Here is a 15003-nt window from a genome sequence, read left to right as displayed (position 1 = left end):
GGTGCGGCCCATGGGTGGCCGCACCGTTTTCCACCCGTTATTTCCGCAGGACTGATATGAAAGCCGTATTCAACATCGACGACGCCAATCCCCGCCAGGTGGAAGTGGACTTCAACACCCTGATCGTGGCCGGCTGGGCCGGACGCGACATGGCCGCCATTGAGCACCACATCGAAGAACTGGCCGCCATTGGCGTGCCGCGCCCGACCAGCGTGCCGCTGTACTACCGCATTGCCGATAACCAACTCACGCAGGCTGAACGCGTGCAGGCCGTGGGCGAGGATTCCTCGGGCGAAGTGGAAACCTTTGTGTTCGCCGTGGACGGCGAAATGTACGTCAGCATCGCGTCCGACCATACCGACCGCAAGCTGGAGACCGTCAGCGTCGCCATGTCCAAGCAGGTCTGCGTGAAGCCTGTCGCCACCGTTGCCTGGCGCCTGGCCGACGTGGCCGACTACTGGGACGAACTGGTTATCCGTTCGTACATCGTCGAGAACGGCGAAAAGGTGCTGTACCAGGAAGGCCCGCTGTCCACGCTGCGCACGCCGCAAGACCTGATCGCGGGCTACACCGGCGGCGCGGCCGCGCTGCCGCAAGGCGCGGGCATGACTTGCGGCACGGTGGGCGCCATTGGCGGCATCCGCGCCGCGGCCGACTTCACCATGGAACTGTTCGACCCGCGCCGCCAGCGCACGATCAGCCACCGCTATCATGTTGAATCGCTGCCCGTGGTGGCCTGATTCCGGTTCCTGATGGGATGGCATTGAACGCCAGGCGCGCCTTTTCTCAAGGTTGCGCCTGTCCGCACTTTTACGCCGCAAGTCGGCACGAGGACAAAGATGGTTTCGACCTTGAATGAACTGACCTTGGCCCTGAGTGAAGGCCGTACCACGTCGGTCGCGCTGACCGAACTGGCGCTGGCACGCGCCCAGGATGCGGCGGGCGAGGGCGCGCGCGTGTTCACCAAGCTGTATGCCGAATCGGCGCTGGCCCAGGCGCGCGCATCCGACACCCTGCGTGCCGCAGGCATCGTGCGCTCGGCGGTGGAAGGGCTGCCCATCAGCATCAAGGACCTGTTCGACATCGAAGGCGAAACCACCATGGCTGGTTCCGTCGCGCGCGAAGGCGAGCCGGCGGCTGACGCCAACGCCGAAGTCGTGCAGCGTTTGATCGCCGCGGGCGCCGTCATCATTGGCCGTACCAACATGACCGAATTCGCCTATTCGGGCCTGGGCATCAACCCGCACTACGGCACGCCGCTGAACCCGTATGACCGTGGCACCGGCCGCATTCCGGGTGGTTCTTCGTCGGGCGCGGCGGTGTCGGTGGCCGATGGCATGGCCGTGGCCGGCGTCGGTTCCGACACCGGCGGTTCGGTGCGCATCCCGGCCGCGCTGTGCGGCCTCACGGGCTTCAAGCCCAGCGCGTGGCGTGTGTCCATGACGGGCGTGCTGCCGCTGTCGGCTAACCTGGATTCCATCGGCCCCATCGCGGGCAGCGTGCGCTGCTGCGCCGAGCTGGACGCCATCCTGTCCGGCGACGGCGGCCCGGTGCCCGAGGCCATGGCCCTGCGCGGCTTGCGCCTGGCCGTGCCGACCACGCTGGCGCTGGATGCCATGGAAAAGCACGTTGCCGACAGCTTCGCCGCCGCCGTGGCCAAGCTGAAGGCCGCGGGCGCGCTGGTCGAGGAAATCGCCATTCCCGAATTCGCCGAGCTGGGCAACATCAACAGCAAGGGCGGCTTCACGGCGGCCGAAGCCTGGGCCTGGCACCGCGACCTGATCGCGCGCGCCGGCAAGCGCTACGACCCGCGCGTGGTGTCGCGCATCATGCGCGGCCAGGACATGAGCGCCGCCGACTACCTGGACCTGCTGGACGCGCGTGAGGCCTGGGTGGCCGCCGTGGACCACCGCATTGCCGGCTACGACGCGCTCATCATGCCCACCACGCCCATTGTGGCGCCGGCGGTAGCGGACCTGGTGGCGTCGGACGAAGCCTACTACGCGGCCAACGGCCTGATCCTGCGCAACCCCACGCTGATCAACTTCCTGGACGGCTGCGCATTGTCCCTGCCTTGCCACGCGCCGGGCACCGCGCCGGTGGGCTTGATGATCTCCGGCAGCAACGGCGCCGACCGCCGCATCCTGGCCGTGGGCCTGGCGGTTGAAGCGCTGCTGGCCGGGCGTTGATCGGCCGTCGCCTCACAACCCGCATCAAGAGGATTTTCCATGTCGCCCGTCGACGTAGTACGCAATAGTGTCGAACTGGCCCGCCAGGCCCGGCTGGATGCCCGCAGCGGGCGCCTGACCGGCCCCACGGCCAACCTGGCGCCGGGGCATGTGCAGGCCAACCTGGCCATCCTGCCGCGCGCGCTGGCGGCCGAGTTTCTGCATTTCTGCCAACGCAACCCCAAGCCTTGCCCCTTGCTGGCCATGTCCGAACCCGGCAACCCCGCGTTGCCGGAACTGGGGGCGGACATCGACATCCGCACCGACATCCCGCGCTATCGCGTCTGGAAGAACGGCGAGCTGGTGGCCGAACCCACCGACGTGCGCGATATCTGGCGCGATGATCTGGTGTCGTTCCTGATCGGCTGCTCGTTTTCGTTCGAAGAAGCCATGCTGGACAACGGCTTGCCGGTGCGCCACATCGAGCAGGGTTGCAACGTGCCCATGTACCGCACCAACATCCCCACGCAACCGGCCGGCTCGTTCAGCGGGCCGCTGGTAGTGTCCATGCGCCCATTGAAGGCGGCCGACGCCATCCGCGCCATCCAGGTCACGTCGCGCTTTCCGTCCGTGCATGGTGCGCCGGTGCACATCGGCGACCCCGCGTTGATCGGCATCGCGGACATCAACCGGCCGGATTACGGTGACGCCGTCGAGATCCGCCCCGGCGAAATGCCGGTGTTCTGGGCTTGCGGCGTCACGCCGCAGTCCGTGGTGTCGTCCGTGCGCCCGGAGTTCTGCATTACGCACGCCCCAGGGCATATGCTGGTGACCGACCTGGTCAACAGCCGCATGGCGATGCTGTAAAAAAACCCCATCGCAGCATGTTCGTGCGATGGGGTTTTTACGTGGACGTTCTTAAAACGCCCGATTCGCGTGCCGCTTAGAAAATGTGGCGGAAGCCCACGGCCGCGCCCACCTGGTGGTTCTTGCCGGCGATTTCATTGCTGGCGGCGTCGCTGACCTTGTTCCAGTCCACGGTGCCGTAGACCTGCGAACGCTTGGACAGCGCGTATTCCGCCACGGCCACCAGCGCATAGCGCTTGCCCTTGTCGCCGTCTTCAACCACGTTCTTGCTTTGGTCGTAATAGCCGGCGCCGGTAATGGCCCAGCGCGGCGTGGCTTGCCAGGTGACGCCCGCGAAATAGCCGTTGTCCTTGCGGTTCAGACCGGCGGTGCTGGTGGCGCCGCCCATGACGGCATTGACCCAGCCGGTTTCGTCGCGGCCGTTGAAGTAGCCGACGAACACCTTGGCGCTGTCGAACTGGTAGGACGCGTTCAGGTTCCAGACGCGTTGGCGCAGATCGGAATCCAGGCCGTCGTAGGTTTGCTGATACGCCGCGCCCAGGCCCAGCTTGCCGACCATGTAGCGCAGGCTGGCGCCGTATTGTTGGCCGGCCTTGTGGTCTTCCCAGCTTTCGCCGTTAGCCCACGACAACGCCAATGACAGGTCGCCAATGGTGTTGGAATACTTGGTCATGTTGTTGGTGCGCACGCGCGACATGGCGGCGGGCAACCAGGCGTTCTGATCGTAGTTGCCCACGGTCAGCGGGTCGAAGTGATCGGCCAGCAAATCGAACATCGGCGTGTTCTGCAAGCCCAAGGTCAGTTGGCCGATGCCGCCGCCATCCAGGCCCACGTAGGCCAGCCGGCCAAACGCCTTGCCCGTGGCCGACGAATTGCCGTTCTGCATGTTGAAGCCGTTTTCCAGGCGGAAGAAGGCGCGGTTGCCATTGCCCAGGTCTTCAGAGCCGCGCAGGCCCCAGCGGCTGTTCGAGATGGCGCCGTTTTCCATCGACACCCGGCTGCCGTCCTCGCCAACGCTGCCGGCGCTGGTGCTCAGGTAGCGGATGCTGACGTCGGCGATGCCGTACAGGGTGACGCTGGTTTCCGCCGAAGCGGTGCCGGTGGCCAGGCCCAGGCCTGCTGCGGCGAGCGTAAGGGTGATGCGTTTCACTGAGAAGTCCTCCTGTGTAGCTGATTTATTTTGATTGCTTCCGGCTTGTGGCCGGAGGTGTTTGCGCCGGAAGGGTCGTCCGACGTTGGGCCCGTGCACCGACGCTTTGGATGCAGCGCGGGTCCGGAGCATAAGCCCAAGGGTGCAAGCCAATCGGCTGCGCCAAGTTGGTGCAGCCGATTGGCGCCAGGGGATTCTAGGAAAGTTGGCACCTGCGTGGTGCCCAATCGGATCTGGCGTTTTCCCTGGTTTACAGAAATCGAAACGCGCGGCCCGTCAAATCGGTGACGAACAGGCAAAAAAAACCGGCCGCCTGGGCGACCGGTTTTGCGTGCAGCGCCAAGGCGTCACAGTTTCATGTGCAGCGGCAGCCAGGTCGCGATACCGGGTACGAAATACAGCAGCAGTACCGCCATGGCCATCAGCAGGAACATGGGCATTGAAGCGCGCGCAATGTAGGGCAATTCGCGTCCGCTCATGCCGGACAGCACGAACAGGTTGAAGCCCACCGGCGGCGTGATCTGTGCCATTTCCACCACGAAGACGATGAAGATGCCGAACCAGATCAGGTCAATGCCCGCCGCCTGCACGGTCGGCAGCAGCACACCCATAGTCAGCACCACGATCGAAATGCCGTCCAGGAAGCATCCCAGCACGATGAAGAACACCATCAGCGCCATGATCAGGCCAAATTGCGACAAGCCCAGCCCGCCGATCCATTCGGCCAGCGCGCGCGGCAGGCCGATATAGCCCATTGCCAGCGTCAGGAACTGCGCACCCGCCAGAATCAGCGCAATCATGCAATACAGGCGGGTGGCGCCCAAGAGCGATTGCTTGAAGGTTGACCGGTTCAACGAGCCCTGCAGCGCCGACAGGATCAAGGCGCCCACCACACCCACCGCCGCCGCTTCCGTGGCCGTGGCGATGCCGCTGTAGATGGAGCCCAGCACCGCGCCGATCAGCACCATGACCGGAATCAAGTGCCGCGACTGCGACAGCTTCTGCATGAATGGCATGCCGGGATCCGCCGCCGGCACTTGCTTGGGATTGCGTATTGCCCACCAACCGATATAGCCCATGAACAGCACGGCCAGCAGAAGCCCTGGCAGAATCCCCGCGATGAACAGCTTGGCGATCGACACGTCGGCCGCCACGCCGTACACGATCATGATGATGGACGGCGGAATCAAGAGGCCCAGCGTGCCCGCGCCCGACAGCGTGCCCAGGATCTTGTCCTCGGGGTAGCCACGGCGCTTCAGCTCGGGAATGGTCATCTTGCCGACGGTGGCGCAGGTAGCGGCAGACGAGCCCGACACGGCGGCAAAAATCGCGCAACCGATCACGTTCGTGTGCAGCAGCCGGCCCGGCAGGCGGTTCAGCCACGGCGCCAAGCCCCTGAACAGGTCTTCGGACAACCGGGTGCGGAACAGGATCTCGCCCATCCACAGAAACAAGGGCAGGGCGGTCAGCGTCCAACTGGACGAGGCGCCCCAGATGGTGACGGCCATGGCGTCGCCCGCGGGGCGGCTGGAGAAAATCTCCATGCCGATCCAGGCCGTACCCGCCAGCGTCAGGCCGACCCAGACTCCGCAGCCCAACAGCGCGAAGATCGAAACGACCAATAGGGTAATGACAAGAAGTTCATTCATGGGATTGCTGCGAAGTAGCGGCGGGCACGCCGCGTGAGCGACGGATCAACTCGTCGACAAGGGCGACCAGGAACAACACCGTGCCCACCGCCATGCTGATCTGCGGAATCCAGAGCGGCGTGGCGTCGTTGGAGGTGGAGATGTCGTTGTACAGCCAGGAGTCGTAGGTCAGCTTGATACTGAAGAACGCAAAGGCGGACGCCAGGAGCGAGCCGACGGCCAGCGCAAAAATATCCAGCCGGCGGCTGCCGGCCGGCGCCAACGAATTCAGCAATAGCGTCACACGGATGTGTTCGCCGTGCTTGAACGTGCTGGCCAACGCCAGAAAACCCGCCGCGGCCATGAAATAGCCTGCATACGCATCGGTGCCCGGAATGTTCAAGCCGAGCTGGCGGGCGATGATCGCCGCCAGCACGGACGCCAGGACGCCGATCGTGCACAAGCCGGCCAACAGGCCGGCCGCGCCGTAAAGACCATCTAAAAAGCGGCGCATGGAAATATCACTGCTTCTTGTAGGTGTCGATCATGGTTTTGCCGTCCGCGCCGGACTTCTTCAGCCAGTCATCCAGCATGCGCTTGCCAATCACCGACAGGCCTTCCTTCAGCTCGACGGTGGGCTGGATGGTTTCCATGCCGTTCTTGGCCAGCTGTTCCTGATACCACTTATTCTTTTCTTGCGACAGCTTCCAGCCGCGTGCTTCGGCATCCGCGCCGGCCTTCTTCAAGGCTTCTTGCGAGGCGGGGTCCAGCGCGTCGAAGGCCTTCTTGTTCACTATGATGGCGTTCTTGGGCAACCAGGCCTGCGTGTCGTAGAACTTCTTGATGTATTCGTACGTCTTGGTGTCGTAGCCGGTGGAAGCCGACGACATGTAGGAATCGATCACGCCGGTGGCCAGCGCTTGCGCCAGTTCAGCCTGCTGCACCGTGACGGGTTGCGCGCCCACCAGTTCAGCGATCTTGGCCGTGACCGGGCTGTACGCGCGCCACTTCAGGCCCTTCATGTCGCTGATCTGCTTGATTTCCTTGTTGGCGAAGATGCCTTGGGGCGGCCATGCCACGGCGTACAGCAGCATCATGCCTTGCGACTCAAGCTTCTTTTCCAGGAAGGGCTTTTGCGCCTGGTACAGCTTGAACGAAGCGTCGTAGCCGGTGGCCAGGAAGGGCAGGCCGTCCAGTTCGTAGATCGGGTCTTCGTTGGCGAAGTTGGTCAGCAGGATTTCGCCGATCTGCGCCTGGTTGCCTTGCACGGCGCGCTTGATTTCCGGCGCCTTGTACAGCGACGCATTGTTGTGCAGCTGAATCTTCAGCTTGCCTTGCGACAGCGTATCCACTTCCTTGATGAAGCTGGTCAGGTTTTCAACATGGAAGTTGCTGGCCGGGTAGGCACTGGGCAAATCCCACTTGGTTTCGGCCTGTGCGCCGGCGCTGAATGCCAGGATGATGCTGCCGGCCAGCATTGAGATTTTCTTGTACATGGATGGTCCTTCTGTGCGAATGGTGAAGACGGGTTGTGCCCGATAGGCATTCTTGAAAGAGACTGCTGCGCGGATGGTGCGCGGCCTAAAAGCCGTGCCATTCTATGGTGCTGCGCGGCACCATCGCGCAGAAAATACGCCGGTTTACGGGTTAATCCTAGGCTTCGGCGTGCCAGTTCGTTGAAGGTTAAATCGTTGTGCACGCCGTGGACACCTCGAATTCATGCCCCCGTTTTTCTTCTAAGATTGCGGCTGTGTATGCAAGCTGCAGAGGCCCCTTGTGAATTTCGTTTTCCGTCGAGATGAGTTGCTGGTTGAAGAAGCGTCCAGCTTGTTGCCGGATCTGGCATTGTGCGAACGCATCGGCCTGGCCCTGCCGGCCTTGCAGCCGATCTGGACGACGCCCGATTCCCCGTATCGGACGATGCATGTGGACCCCACGCTGGAGGCGCCCGAAGGCTATGCCTTCAAGAAGTTGCGGTCGCTGTTTGGCGTGCTGGACGACGAGCGCATGGCGCTGGCGGGCCGCGCCTACCAGATCGCCGAATGGGCGCGCACGCACCGGTTCTGTGGCGCCTGCGGAACCCCCGCCGAGCGCGTGGCGCACGAATTCTGCCTGCGCTGCCCGTCCTGTGGTTTTTCAGCCTACCCGCGCATATCGCCGGCCATGATGGTGCTGATCCGCAAGGGCGACAGCATCCTGCTGGCACGGCACACCACTACCGCCACGGCCCGCTACACGGCGTTGGCTGGGTTCGTCGAGCCGGGCGAGAGCATCGAAGAAACCGTGCACCGCGAGGTTTACGAGGAAGTCGGCTTGAAGGTCGGCAATCTGCAGTACTTCGGCAGCCAGCCCTGGCCGTTTCCGCATTCGCTGATGGTGGCGTTTACCGCCGACTACGTCTCGGGCGATATCCGCGTGCAGGAAGACGAGATCGCCGATGCGCGCTGGTTTGGTCCGGGCGACCCCATGCCCGATATCGCGCCGCGCATTTCGATTGCGGGCTGGCTCATCCGCGCCAATCTGCCCATGGGCTGGGCCGCGCCCTAGACAACATCCTGCCGCATCAGGCGGCATTGCAGTCGCCATGGTGCTAGGGGTATTCCCTTGAAATGGCCGCTTTCGGCCGTTCAATGCTTATTTTTTATGGATGAAATGCCCATAAATTATTAGTATTTCAACCAGATAAACTTGGTTCAAGCGTCCCATGAGCTCCACGTTGATAGCGTCGTCGGCCCACCTTGCCGGCGGTAGCGCGCCCGATCTGTCCGAAGTTGAATTCGGCCTGATGATCGCCAGCCATGCCTTTGACCGCTGGACGGTGCGCTGCATGGCGGCGGCCGGGCTACCCGACCTGACGCCTACCGACGTGATGGTGTTCCACCATGTTTACCACCGGCAACGCGCCAAGAAGCTTGCCGACATCTGCTTCACGCTCAACGTCGAAGACACCCACATCGTCAGCTACGCGCTGAAGAAGCTGGAGCGCCTGGGCGTGGTCAAGGGCGAACGCAGCAGCAAGGAAGTGTTCTACAGCGTCACGCCGGACGGCGCGACCATCCTCAAACGCTATGGCGAGATCCGCGAGCAATGCCTGACCGCCGGCCTGGACGGGCCGGGTGGGGGCGGGCTGGATTTCAGCCGCCAACTGGCGCACGCCCTGCGCTCGCTATCGGGCCTGTACGACCAGGCCGCGCGGGCGGCAACCTCACTCTGAATCTGTTCGGGCATGGCCCGGCACACCGCAACCCGACCGCGGCGGCACGCGCCGTGGCCGTTTGTTTTCAAGGATCACGCATGAAGAAGTGGCAATTCTGGATCGATCGTGGGGGCACCTTCACCGACATCGTGGCGCGCCGCCCCGATGGCACGACCACCACGGCGAAAATGCTGTCGGAAAATCCCGAGCAGTACCGCGATGCGGCCGTGGCCGGCATCCGCAAGCTGCTGGGCGTGGCGCCCGGCCAGCCCGTGCCGGTCGAACAGGTTGAGTGCGTGAAGATGGGCACCACCGTTGCCACCAACGCCTTGCTGGAACGCAAGGGCGAGCGCACGCTGCTTGTGACGACGCGCGGGTTTCGCGATGCGTTGCGCATCGCGTATCAGAATCGGCCGCGGCTGTTCGACCGCAACGTCGTGCTGCCCGAAATGCTCTATGAATCCGTCGTCGAAGCCGACGAGCGCGTGGCAGCCGATGGCGAAGTCATCCGCGACCTGGACGAAGCCGGTTTGCGCGCGGGCATGCAAGCCGCCTACGACAGCGGCATCCGCGCGGTGGCCATTGTGTTCATGCACGCCTGGCACGCCACCGGCCATGAGCAGCGCGCAGCGCGCATCGCCCGCGAAGTGGGCTTCACGCAGGTGTCGGCTTCGCACGAAGTCAGCCCGCTGATCAAGTTCGTATCGCGCGGCGACACCACGGTGGTTGACGCCTATCTGTCGCCGATCCTGAAGCGCTACGTGGATCAGGTGGCGGGCGAACTGCCGGGCATCCGCCTGATGTTCATGCAATCCAGCGGCGGCCTGACCGACGCGCATCGTTTCCGAGGCAAGGACGCCATTCTGTCCGGCCCGGCCGGCGGCATCGTCGGCATGGTGCGCACCAGCGAAATCGCGGGCTTTCCCAAGGTCATCGGCTTTGACATGGGCGGTACCTCCACCGACGTATCGCACTACGCGGGCGAGTTCGAACGCGAGTTCGAAACCCAGGTGGCGGGCGTGCGCATGCGCGCGCCCATGATGAGCATCCACACCGTGGCGGCGGGCGGCGGTTCCATCCTGCATTTCGACGGCGCGCGCCTGCGCGTCGGCCCGGATTCGGCGGGCGCCAACCCCGGGCCCGCTTGCTACCGCCGTGGCGGTCCGCTGGCAGTGACGGACTGCAATGTGCTGCTGGGCAAGATCCAGCCCGACTTTTTCCCCAATGTGTTCGGCCCCGAGGCCAATGAAGCCCTGGATCGCGACGCCGTGGTTGCGCGCTTCACGGCCATGGCGGACGACGTGCGCGCCGCCACCGGCCGCGAGATGACACCGGAGCAATTGGCCGAAGGTTTTCTGGAGATTGCCGTCGGCAATATGGCGGAAGCCATCAAGCGCATCTCGGTGCAGCGCGGCCACGACGTGACGGAATACGCCTTGACGGTATTCGGCGGCGCGGGCGGGCAGCATGCCTGCCTGGTGGCCGATGCGCTGGGCATGACGACGGTGTTCGCGCATCCCCTGGGCGGCGTGCTATCGGCCTATGGCATGGGCTTGGCCGACCAGACCGACATGCGCCAGAAGACGGTTGAAAAGGTGCTGGACGCCGACCTGATGGGCGAGTTGAAGGACGAGCTGGATGTGCTGGCCGGGCAGGCGGTGGGCGAGCTTCGCCGCCAGCATGTGCCGGATGGCGACATCAGCGTGCAGCGCCGCCTGCATTTGAAATACCGGGGCACGGATACGGCGCTGGAAGTTGCCTTTTCCACCCTGGAGCAGGCGCGTGGCGATTTCGAAGCCGCGTATCGGCAGCGCTATTCCTTCCTGATGCCCAACCGCGAACTCGTCGTCGAAACCATTTCGGTGGAAGCCACCGGTGGCGGCGAGCGCGTCGGCGAAGCGTCGGTGTCGCGCACCCGCGAGGGCGCCTTGGCGGCCCGCCGCGTGGTCAGCATGTACAGCGCGGGCGAATGGCGCGACACGCCCTTGTACGTTCGCGAAGACATGGCGGGCGGCGACGTGGTGGCGGGTCCCGCCATCATCTCAGAGCCCAACCAGACGACCGTGGTGGAACCCGGCTGGCAGGCCGAACTGACGGCGCAGGACCATTTTGTGATCCGGCGTGTCGAGGCGCGCGCGGACCGGCGTCGCATTGGTACGCAGGCGGATCCGGTCATGCTGGAGGTGTTCAACAACCTCTTCATGTCGATTGCCGAGCAGATGGGCTACCGCCTGCAGAACACGGCGTACTCCGTCAACATCAAGGAGCGCCTGGATTTCTCGTGCGCCATTTTTGATGCGCAAGCTCGTTTGATCGCCAATGCGCCGCACATGCCGGTGCACCTGGGGTCCATGGGTGAATCGGTGCGCACGGTGATGAACGCCAACGCCGGCCGCATGATGCCGGGCGACGCCTATGTGGTGAACGACCCTTATCACGGTGGCACGCACTTGCCCGACGTGACGGTCATTACACCGGTGTTCGATCACGCTGGCCGCGAAATCCTGTTCTACGTCGGTTCGCGTGGGCACCACGCGGATATCGGCGGCACGACGCCGGGTTCGATGCCGCCCGATTCCAAAACGGTGGAAGACGAGGGCGTGCTCTTCACCAACTTCCAGTTGGTGAAGAACGGTGAATTCCGCGAGCAGGCCGCGCGCGACATCCTGGGCTCGGGCCGCTGGCCCGCGCGCAATCCGGATCAGAACATCGCCGACATGCACGCGCAGATAGCCGCCAACGAGAAGGGCGTGCAAGAGTTGCTGCGCATGTGCGACCACTTCGGCTTGGACGTTGTGCGCGCCTATATGGGCCACGTGCAGGACAACGCCGAAGAAGCGGTGCGCCGCGTGATCTCGGTGCTGAAGGATGGCAGCTACGAATACCCGTTGGACAACGGCGCGGTGATACGCGTGGCGGTCAAGGTGGATACGCAGGCGCGTAGCGCGGTGGTCGATTTCACTGGTACGTCACCGCAGCTGGACAACAACTTCAACGCGCCTGGTGCGATCGCCGTGGCTGCGGTGCTGTATGTGTTCCGCACCATGGTCAATGACGACATCCCGCTGAACGACGGCTGCCTGGCGCCGCTATCGATCATCTTGCCGGAAGGTTCGATGCTGCGGCCCAATCCGCCGGCGTCGGTGGTGGCGGGCAACGTGGAAACGTCCATGTGCATCGTCAACGCCTTGTATGGCGCGTTGGGCGTGCTGGCGGCCAGCCAGGGCACGATGAACAACTTCACCTTCGGCAACGCGCGCCATCAGTACTACGAGACCATCTCGGGCGGCACGGGCGCGGGCCCGGTACGCATCGACGCGGCGGGCCCGCACGACGAGGGTTTCGCCGGCACGTCGGTGGTGCAGGCGCACATGACGAATTCGCGCTTGACGGACCCCGAGGTGCTGGAGTTCCGCTTCCCGGTTCGACTGGAGTCCTACGAAATCCGCAAGGGTTCCGGCGGCGCCGGGCGGTACCTGGGCGGCGAGGGCGGTGTACGCCGCATCCGTTTCCTGGAAGCCATGACGGCGGCCATCCTGTCCAACAACCGCCGCTACGCGCCGTTCGGCCTGGCTGGCGGGCTGCCTGGCGCGATGGGCCGAAACTCGATCGAGCGCGTTGATGGCACCATCGATGAACTCGGCCCGCAAGACAGCGCCCAATTGCAGCCGGGCGACGTATTCGTGGTTGAAACCCCAGGCGGCGGAGGATACGGCAAGGCGTGACGGTGTACGTAGGATGGGTGAAGCGCGATAGCTTCTAGGCAAGAACCCCGACGCACAACGCGCGCAACCCATCAGGCGGCGGTGGCCGTGTGGCCAAATCAGCCATGGAGCTTGTGGCGGATTCAGGCACAGAGATTGTGGCCGATTCAGCCACAGCTCAATCACCGCTTGATGGGTTGCGCGCGTTCAACATCAATTCCCTGTTTCAGGGCGGTGCGCGCTACACCCATCCTACCCATCACCGGCTATTCCGGGTCCGACATCACATCCAGCGCGATGTCCGCTATTTTCCTGCGGTCATAGACCCGCAACGTGACCTCGTCGTCGCGGATTTCAAACATTGCGGTCGCCAAGGTATTTTCACCGTCCGGGTCAGCCGCGTCGGTGCGCAAGATCGGCAGGGCGCCCAGCGTGTCGTGCAGCGCGGTCAGCATGTCCGCGCTGCCGGTTTCAGGCGACCAGCCATCCACGATGCCCTCGATCCGGTTTTGGCGGTCGCGCGATGATTCCGTGATCACTTGCGGCTGCTCGCGCGCTTTGGCGTGGACCATGTGGTTGGCGTGGCCGTAGCGCGTGCCGATGTCCATCACGGACACCGATCCTGGCGCCGCCTCGGCGCTGATCAGGCGTGGGTCCGTTGCGCTGCCCAGCATGTGGTGGAAGCCGCCGGAATGCGGCAGATCTTGAAGCAGGGCGACGGCGTCATCCAACGTCGCGCAGTCCAGCACCGCGCGCGCCAGGAACATGCGTGGTACGCCCGGTTGGCGCAGGCGGGTGCGCAGATTATTGATGGTTTGCACCAAGCCGGCCCGATTGGCGCCGAATGTATGACCGGGCAACGAACCCGGGTAATAGAAGCTGACATAGCCGGGCGCGTCGTCCAGGGCCACATCAACCAAATGGCAGCGTCCATACAAGTAGGGGTCGCCGTCTTCGTTATGCCCGATCCAGCGGGTGCCGTCCGCGCCTTTCAGTGCAACGGACGTGCAGCCGTCGGTGGTGCTGTGCAGCAAGTCGCCACGGCAATTCCAAAGCAGCACGTCTTTCACGGGCATGCGCAGGCCGTCGGCAAGCCCTTCGAGCTCTTCCCATATCTCCGGTAGCGCCGCCTGGGCCTGCTGCCCCAGCTCATCCACGTAGGGGTGCTCACGCCAGCGCCGCAGCGCTTCCCAAGTGCTGCTTTGATTCAGGTACGCCGACATCATGGGGCGCGCCAGTTTGCCCAGCGCCTGGCCAACTTCGCGCCGGTTTCCGGCAATGCGTCCATATTTGTAGGGCATGGGGATTCTCCGGGGTGTCATGCGGATTGTAATTTTTCTAAGCTCTGCCGGGTGGGGACGCATGCGTTAAGATCGCCGATAAGCGGTTGCCGGAGACCCCGGGGCCGCCAAGGAATCATGCCCCTACAACAACCCGGGGAGCCGACGGTCCCCACGAGGAGAGTTTCATGATCAAACGTAAAGTCGCCGCCGCCTTGGTCGGCCTGTCCGTGGCCATGTTCGGCGCCGTGTCCGGCGCGCAAGCCCAGGGCAAGGAATTGGTGGTGGCCACCGATACCGCTTTCGTGCCGTTCGAGTTCAAGCAGGGTAATACCTATGTGGGCTTTGATGTGGATCTCTGGGCCGCCATCGCCAAGGAACTCAACCTGAAGTACAAGCTTCAGCCGATGGATTTCAACGGCATCATTCCGGGCCTGCAAACGAAGAACATCGACGCCGCGCTCGCGGGCATCACGATCCGGGACGACCGCAAGAAGGTCATCGACTTCTCGGATCCGTACTATGAAAGCGGCCTGGCCATTCTGGTCAGCGACAAGAACACCGACATCAAAGACGCCAAGTCCCTCGCGGGCAAGACCGTTGCCGTCAAGACCGGTACGGCTACCGTGGATTTCCTGAGAGCGCAGGTGCCGGACGCCAAGCTCAAGCTGTTCCCCAACATCGACAACGCCTATCTTGAACTGGCCACGGGCCGCGTGGATGCCGCCGTGCATGACACGCCCAACGTGCAGTACTACGCCAACACGGCGGGCAAGGGCCGCGTCAGGGTGATCGGTTCGGTCAAGAGCGGCGACTTCTACGGCATCGCCTTCCCCAAGGGCAGCGAGCTTGTCCCGCAGGTGAACAAGGCCTTGGCCACGCTGAAAGCCAACGGCCAGTACGACGCCATCTATGAAAAGTGGTTCGGCAAGAAGCCGTAAGCACCGGGCATAGCATTGCTTCAGGCGCCGTCCGCAATGAAGTGAGCGGGCGGCGCCGCGATGATGCGG

At 63.9% G+C, this 15003-nt stretch carries 12 protein-coding genes; 7 read left to right on the top strand and 5 right to left on the bottom strand.

Annotated features, from left to right (window positions below):
- The first annotated feature begins 56 nt into the window (after window positions 1-56).
- The 3 genes from P8T11_RS06200 to P8T11_RS06190 all read left to right on the top strand — a co-directional run bounded on the left by P8T11_RS06200 (window position 57) and on the right by P8T11_RS06190 (window position 3035).
- Window positions 57-740, top strand: a complete 684-nt coding sequence (locus tag P8T11_RS06200; RefSeq protein ID WP_268077764.1) for a DUF2848 domain-containing protein — start codon at window positions 57-59, stop codon at window positions 738-740.
- Between the two features lie 99 nt (window positions 741-839).
- Window positions 840-2189 (top strand): amidase, encoded by a 1350-nt coding sequence (locus P8T11_RS06195; protein WP_268077765.1) that lies wholly within the window; start codon window positions 840-842, stop codon window positions 2187-2189.
- A gap of 39 nt (window positions 2190-2228) precedes the next feature.
- On the top strand, window positions 2229-3035 hold the full coding sequence (locus P8T11_RS06190) for a putative hydro-lyase (RefSeq protein ID WP_268077766.1): 807 nt from the start codon (window positions 2229-2231) through the stop codon (window positions 3033-3035).
- A gap of 76 nt (window positions 3036-3111) precedes the next feature.
- Here the strand turns inward: P8T11_RS06190 and P8T11_RS06185 are convergent, their stop codons facing one another.
- The 4 genes from P8T11_RS06185 to P8T11_RS06170 form a co-directional block, all read right to left on the bottom strand.
- Window positions 3112-4185 carry a porin gene (locus P8T11_RS06185; RefSeq protein WP_268077767.1) on the bottom strand — a complete coding sequence of 358 codons (1074 nt, stop codon included), beginning with the start codon at window positions 4183-4185 and terminating at the stop codon, window positions 3112-3114.
- A gap of 347 nt (window positions 4186-4532) precedes the next feature.
- Window positions 4533-5834: a TRAP transporter large permease gene (locus P8T11_RS06180; RefSeq protein ID WP_268077768.1), complete on the bottom strand. Its 1302-nt coding sequence runs from the start codon at window positions 5832-5834 to the stop codon at window positions 4533-4535.
- Entirely contained in the window at window positions 5827-6327 is a 501-nt protein-coding gene (locus tag P8T11_RS06175; protein WP_268077769.1) for a TRAP transporter small permease, read from the bottom strand. The genes P8T11_RS06180 and P8T11_RS06175 overlap by 8 nt, the downstream gene beginning before the upstream one ends.
- 7 nt (window positions 6328-6334) lie before the next feature.
- Window positions 6335-7309, bottom strand: coding sequence for a TRAP transporter substrate-binding protein (locus P8T11_RS06170; protein ID WP_268077770.1), 975 nt, complete (start codon window positions 7307-7309; stop codon window positions 6335-6337).
- 280 nt (window positions 7310-7589) lie between these two features.
- Between P8T11_RS06170 and nudC the strand changes: the two genes are divergently transcribed.
- The 3 genes from nudC (at window position 7590) to P8T11_RS06155 (ending at window position 12734) form a co-directional block, all read left to right on the top strand.
- Entirely contained in the window at window positions 7590-8360 is a 771-nt protein-coding gene (gene nudC, locus P8T11_RS06165; protein WP_268077771.1) for an NAD(+) diphosphatase, read from the top strand.
- 157 nt (window positions 8361-8517) lie between these two features.
- A complete protein-coding gene (locus P8T11_RS06160; protein WP_268077772.1) occupies window positions 8518-9027 on the top strand; it encodes a winged helix DNA-binding protein in 510 nt (169 codons plus the stop codon).
- 80 nt (window positions 9028-9107) lie between these two features.
- Window positions 9108-12734: a hydantoinase B/oxoprolinase family protein gene (locus tag P8T11_RS06155; RefSeq protein WP_268077773.1), complete on the top strand. Its 3627-nt coding sequence runs from the start codon at window positions 9108-9110 to the stop codon at window positions 12732-12734.
- Between the two features lie 245 nt (window positions 12735-12979).
- Here P8T11_RS06155 and P8T11_RS06150 read toward each other — a convergent pair whose 3' ends face one another.
- The gene (locus tag P8T11_RS06150; RefSeq protein WP_268077774.1) at window positions 12980-14014 is read right to left on the bottom strand and encodes a C45 family autoproteolytic acyltransferase/hydolase; all 1035 of its coding nucleotides are present in this window, start codon (window positions 14012-14014) and stop codon (window positions 12980-12982) included.
- A gap of 167 nt (window positions 14015-14181) precedes the next feature.
- Here P8T11_RS06150 and glnH point away from each other — a divergent pair, with 167 nt between their 5' ends.
- Window positions 14182-14934: a glutamine ABC transporter substrate-binding protein GlnH gene (gene glnH / locus P8T11_RS06145; RefSeq protein ID WP_268077775.1), complete on the top strand. Its 753-nt coding sequence runs from the start codon at window positions 14182-14184 to the stop codon at window positions 14932-14934.
- Window positions 14935-15003: the final 69 nt, after the last annotated feature.

The organism is Achromobacter spanius, assembly GCF_029637605.1.
Lineage (GTDB): Bacteria > Pseudomonadota > Gammaproteobacteria > Burkholderiales > Burkholderiaceae_B > Achromobacter > Achromobacter spanius_E.
This window is presented reverse-complemented; position numbering and strand designations above follow the sequence as displayed.

Bases quoted from the DNA above. Each gene is read 5' to 3' on its own strand.
- P8T11_RS06150 (WP_268077774.1), bottom strand. From the start codon at position 14,014: ATGCCCTACAAATATGGACGCATTGCCGGAAACCGGCGCGAAGTTGGC.
- glnH (WP_268077775.1), top strand. From the start codon at position 14,182: ATGATCAAACGTAAAGTCGCCGCCGCCTTGGTCGGCCTGTCCGTGGCC.
- P8T11_RS06155 (WP_268077773.1), top strand. From the start codon at position 9,108: ATGAAGAAGTGGCAATTCTGGATCGATCGTGGGGGCACCTTCACCGAC.
- P8T11_RS06170 (WP_268077770.1), bottom strand. From the start codon at position 7,309: ATGTACAAGAAAATCTCAATGCTGGCCGGCAGCATCATCCTGGCATTC.
- P8T11_RS06195 (WP_268077765.1), top strand. From the start codon at position 840: ATGGTTTCGACCTTGAATGAACTGACCTTGGCCCTGAGTGAAGGCCGT.
- P8T11_RS06180 (WP_268077768.1), bottom strand. From the start codon at position 5,834: ATGAATGAACTTCTTGTCATTACCCTATTGGTCGTTTCGATCTTCGCG.
- P8T11_RS06175 (WP_268077769.1), bottom strand. From the start codon at position 6,327: ATGCGCCGCTTTTTAGATGGTCTTTACGGCGCGGCCGGCCTGTTGGCC.
- P8T11_RS06200 (WP_268077764.1), top strand. From the start codon at position 57: ATGAAAGCCGTATTCAACATCGACGACGCCAATCCCCGCCAGGTGGAA.
- P8T11_RS06160 (WP_268077772.1), top strand. From the start codon at position 8,518: ATGAGCTCCACGTTGATAGCGTCGTCGGCCCACCTTGCCGGCGGTAGC.
- P8T11_RS06190 (WP_268077766.1), top strand. From the start codon at position 2,229: ATGTCGCCCGTCGACGTAGTACGCAATAGTGTCGAACTGGCCCGCCAG.